This is a genomic window from Actinotalea ferrariae CF5-4 (assembly GCF_000603945.1).
Taxonomy (GTDB): Bacteria; Actinomycetota; Actinomycetes; order Actinomycetales; family Cellulomonadaceae; genus Actinotalea; species Actinotalea ferrariae.
In genome coordinates, this window is the sequence record NZ_AXCW01000165.1 from 1 (window position 1) to 4,683 (window position 4,683).

At 73.4% G+C, this 4,683-nt stretch carries 5 protein-coding genes; all 5 read right to left on the reverse strand.

Features of this window, described 5'->3' with window-relative positions:
* On the reverse strand, nt 1-193 hold a 193-nt coding region (gene ruvX, locus N866_RS13280; RefSeq protein WP_245612591.1), incomplete at its 3' end, for a Holliday junction resolvase RuvX.
* Between the two features lie 19 nt (nt 194-212).
* Nucleotides 213-2,885 carry an alanine--tRNA ligase gene (gene alaS / locus N866_RS13285; RefSeq protein WP_034227127.1) on the reverse strand — a complete coding sequence of 891 codons (2,673 nt, stop codon included), beginning with the start codon at nt 2,883-2,885 and terminating at the stop codon, nt 213-215.
* Nucleotides 2,886-2,981: 96 nt separating this feature from the next.
* Nucleotides 2,982-3,386: a hypothetical protein gene (locus N866_RS19985; RefSeq protein WP_052023035.1), complete on the reverse strand. Its 405-nt coding sequence runs from the start codon at nt 3,384-3,386 to the stop codon at nt 2,982-2,984.
* Nucleotides 3,386-3,748 carry a DUF948 domain-containing protein gene (locus N866_RS13295; protein WP_034227130.1) on the reverse strand — a complete coding sequence of 121 codons (363 nt, stop codon included), beginning with the start codon at nt 3,746-3,748 and terminating at the stop codon, nt 3,386-3,388. Before N866_RS13295 ends, N866_RS19985 begins: the two co-directional genes overlap by 1 nt.
* A 149-nt stretch (nt 3,749-3,897) precedes the next feature.
* Nucleotides 3,898-4,524: a 30S ribosomal protein S4 gene (rpsD, locus tag N866_RS13300; RefSeq protein ID WP_052023036.1), complete on the reverse strand. Its 627-nt coding sequence runs from the start codon at nt 4,522-4,524 to the stop codon at nt 3,898-3,900.
* Nucleotides 4,525-4,683: the final 159 nt, after the last annotated feature.

Consider the following 4,683-nt stretch of genomic DNA (forward strand, 5'->3'; position numbering starts at 1 on the left):
GCAGGCCGACGTAGACCACCGCGGCGGCCCGGTCGGCGACGAGCCCGGCGAGGTGCCGGACGTCCGCACCGGCGCCGGTCCGGTCCCTCGGGACCGTCTCGACCGGCGTGGCGAGGAGGCCGTCCGGGTCGCTGGCCGCGACGCCGATCCTGACCGTGCCGAGGTCGACGCCGAGCCGGACCCCTCGGGGCACGCCCGCTGAGAGGGTCACGTCAGCGGCCGCCCGCGCGCTCGGCGACGGCGCCCCGGACTGCGGCGAGCGCGGCCGGGAGCGCCGTCACGTCGGTCCCGCCGCCCTGCGCGACGTCGTCCTTGCCACCGCCCCCGCCGCCGAGGGCGCCTGCCGCGACCTTCGCCAGGGCGCCGGCGCGCAGGTCCAGCGCACGCCCCGCCGGGTTGACCGTGACGAGGACGACGGGGCGGTCCTTCGCCACGCCGCCGACCGCGACCACGGCCGGGGACTCGCCCAGCCGGTGGCGGACGTCCAGGGCGAGGGTTCGCAGGTCGTCGGCCGAGGCGACCGCGCCGGCCTCGTGCGTCACCACGCGCACGCCCCCGACGTCGGCGGCGCCGGCGGCCACCGAGGCGGCCGCCGCGAGCAGCTGACCCTGCCGGAGGCCGGCGAGCTCCTTCTCCGCGTCCTTGAGGCGCGCCACGAGCCCGCTCACCCGCTCCGGCAGCTCTTCTGGGCGCACCTTGAGCGCGTCGGTCAGCGCCGTCACCAGCGCCCGCTCCCGGGCCAGGTGGTGGAACGCCTCCAGCCCGACGACGGCCTCGACGCGGCGCGACCCGGACCCGACGGACTGCTCCCCCGTCAGCGCGATGATGCCGATCTGGCTGGAGTGGTCCACGTGCGTCCCGCCGCAGAGCTCCCGCGACCAGGGCCCACCGATCTCGACGACGCGGACCTGCTCGTCGTAGGTCTCCCCGAACAGCGCGATCGCGCCCCAGGCCTTCGCCTCGGGCAGGGTCATGTACTGCCACTTGACCCCGAGGTCCTCGCGGATCGCCTTGTTCGAGACCTCCTCGACCTCGCTGCGCGTCGCGGCGGAGAGCGCCTGGTTCCAGGAGAAGTCCAGGCGCAGGTAGCCGGGCTTGTTGTAGGAGCCGGACTGCAGCGCGTTCGGCCCGAGCACCTCGCGCAGCGCCGCGTGCACGACGTGCGTGCCCGAGTGCGCCTGCCGCGCCCCACGCCGCCACTCCGGGTCGACCTGGGCCAGCACCTCGGCGCCGGAGGCCACCTCGCCCTCCGCCACCCGCACCGTGTGCACGACCAGGCCCTTGACCGGGCGCTGGACGTCGAGCACCTCCAGGCGCGCGCCGTCGGCGGTGATGACACCGGCGTCGGAGTCCTGCCCGCCGGACTCCGCGTAGAACGGCGTCCGCGCCAGCACCAGCTCGACGGTGTCGCCCTGCGAGGCCGCCGGCACCGCGACGCCGTCGCGCAGGAGCCCGCGGATCGTGGACGGCGTCGTCAGCTCCGTGTAGCCCGTGAACTCCGTAGCGCCCTGGTCCCGCAGCTCGCGGTAGACGGTCGTGCCCGCAGCGCCGCCCTTCTTGGCCTTGGCGTCGGCACGGGCCCGCTCGCGCTGCGCCTGCATGAGGTCGCGGAAGCCCTGCTCGTCCACCGCCAGGCCCTGCTCGGCGGCCATCTCCAGGGTGAGGTCGATGGGGAAGCCGTAGGTGTCGTGCAGCGCGAACGCCTGCTCCCCGCCGAGGGTCGCCCCGCCGGCGGTCTTCACCTGCGCCACGGCGGTGTCGAGGATCGTCGTGCCCGCCACCAGCGTGCGGCGGAACGCCTCCTCCTCCGCGTACGCGGCCCGGGAGATCCGGTCGAAGTCCGTGGCCAGCTCCGGGTAGGAGGCGCTCATCGCGTCGCGCGACACCGGCAGCAGGTGCGGCAGCGCGGGCTCGTCGACGCCGAGCAGGCGCATCGCGCGCACGGACCGGCGCAGCAGGCGGCGCAGCACGTAGCCGCGGCCCTCGTTCGACGGCGTGATCCCGTCGCCGATCAGCATGAGGGAGGAGCGCACGTGGTCGGCCACGACGCGCATCCGCACGTCGTCGTCGCGGTCCGCCCCGTAGCGGCGTCCGGACAGCTCCTGCGCTGCGGCGATGACCGGGAAGACCTCGTCGATCTCGTACATGTTGTCGACGCCCTGGAGCAGGTACGCGACGCGCTCGAGGCCCATCCCGGTGTCGATGTTCTTCTGCGCGAGGTCGCCGGTGATCGTGAAGTCCTCCTTGGACCGCACGTCCTCGATCGCGTACTGCATGAAGACGAGGTTCCAGATCTCCAGGAACCGGTCCTCGTCGACGACGGGGCCGCCGTCCTTGCCGTGGGCCGGCCCACGGTCGATGTAGATCTCCGAGCAGGGGCCGGCAGGGCCGGGCTGGCCGGTGTGCCAGTAGTTGTCCTTCTTGCCGCGGCGCTGGATGCGCTCCTCCGGCAGGCCCGCGACCTTGCGCCACAGGCGCGCCGCCTCGTCGTCGTCGTGGTAGACGGTGACCCAGACCTTGTCGGGGTCGAAGCCGTAGAACCCGTCCGCCTGCGAGCCGGTGACCAGCTCCCACGCGTACTCGATCGCCCCCTCCTTGAAGTAGTCACCGAAGGAGAAGTTGCCGTTCATCTGGAAGAACGTGCCGTGGCGGGTGGTCTTGCCCACCTCCTCGATGTCGAGGGTGCGGACGCACTTCTGGACGCTGGTCGCGCGGTTCCACGGCGGGGTCTGCTGGCCGAGCATGTACGGGATGAACGGCACCATCCCGGCGATGGTGAACAGGGTCGACGGGTCCGGGGAGACGAGCGAGGCGCTCGGCACGACGGCGTGGTCGCGCGCCTCGAAGTAGTCGAGCCAACGGCGTCGGATCTCGGCGGTCCGCATGGTGTCCCTCACGTCTGTCGCGGCCCGTGGGCCCGCTGGTCGATCATCGGTGGGCCCGTCGGGCCCGGTGCACGGTGTGGGTCGCGTGCGGCGGCGTCAGAACTCGTACAACGGCTCGGAGTCGTCCACCCGTCCCGACGGACGGGCCCCGCCCGTGGCGACGTCCCGGCCCGCCGCGGTGCCACGGCGTCCGGAGCCCCCCGACGACGACGTCGCGGCTCCCCACGCGTCCCGCTCGCGCCGGGAACGACCGAGCACCGCGTGCGGGTCGCCGTCCTCCGGGGTGACCAGGAGCGTGGTCAGCAGCTCCTGCTCGCGCTCGGCGCGGGCCGTGCGGAAGCGCTCCAGGGCGCTGCCGACGGCCTCGGTGGTCCGCTCCCCCGCGACCTCGACCCGCTCGGCCACCCCCGCGGGCGTGTAGCGCCGGGCCGTCTCCTGCAGCCTGCGTGCGACGACGACGGCGCCGGCCGCGCCGACGGCCACCCAGAACAGGCGCGCCATCAGCGACGGACCTTCTCGGCCAGCCCGGACAGCGCCTGCCGCACGCCGTAGCTGAAGGCGGCCACCTTGATCAGAGGCCCGCCGATGGTCGCGGAGACCAGGGCGGTGAGCGCGGAGACGTTCTGGCTGATCTCGGCGGCCGAGGTGGTCATCGTGTCGACCTTCATCAGCTGCGCGTTCGTCGTCGCGACCGTCGTGACGGTCTCGTCCAGCACCGGCAGGGCGTGGTCGGTGATGTCCTTGACCGACTGCGTGGCGGCGTCGAACACCTTGCCCAGCTTGATGAGCGGCAGCGCGAGGAAGCCGACGAGCGCGACGAACGCGATCGCGGCGATGAGACCTGCGACGTCTCCGAGCGACATCTGGGGGCCTTTCTGCGGGGGTGGACGGCGGGTCCGACCCTACCGGGCGGGCGTGCGCGCCTTGGTCGTGCCGGGCGAGCCGTGCCCGGGTACGGGAACGCCCCGCAGCCGGTCGACGGGTGTCGTGGCTGCGGGGCGTCCCGGAAGGGTCAGCGCGAGTAGTACTCGACGACCAGCTGGACCTCGCAGGTCACCGGGACCTCGGCGCGCTTCGGGCGGCGCGTCAGGACGGCGCTCAGCTTCTCCAGCTGCACGTCGAGGTAGCCCGGCACGGCCGGCAGGACGTCGCGGTGGGCACCGGCGGCCGCGACGAGGAACTGGTCGCTCGCCTGGCTTCGGGGCTTGATCTGGAGCGTCTGGCCCGGCTTCACCTGGAAGGAGGGGCGGTCGACGATCTTGCCGTCCACCAGCACGTGGCGGTGCACGACGACCTGACGGGCCTGCAGGATGGTGCGGGCGAACCCGGCGCGCAGCACCAGGGCGTCCAGGCGCGTCTCGAGGTTCTCGACCATGACCTCACCGGTCAGGCCGGGGGTCTTGCGCGCCTCCTCGAAGGCCCGGGCCATCTGCTTCTCGCGCAGGCCGTACTGGGCGCGCAGACGCTGCTTCTCCCGCAGACGCACCGCGTAGTCGGACTCGGTACGGCGGCGGGCACGACCGTGCTCGCCGGGCGGGTAGGGCCGCTTCTCGAAGTGCTTGACGGCCTTGGGGGTCAGGGCCAGGCCGAGGGCCCGGGAGAGGCGCACCTGGCGGCGCGCGCGAGTCACAGAGGACACAGAGAGACTTCCTGTCGTTGTCGTGGCACGACCCGCAGCGGAGTGTTCCCCGGCGGGTGTGGGACCAACCTTCGTGATGCGGCTGAGGTCCCCAGGGTCGCCCGACCAGCGGGCAACCCGAGAACTCTACCGCAGCCACCCCGTCCCCCCGACCCGCCA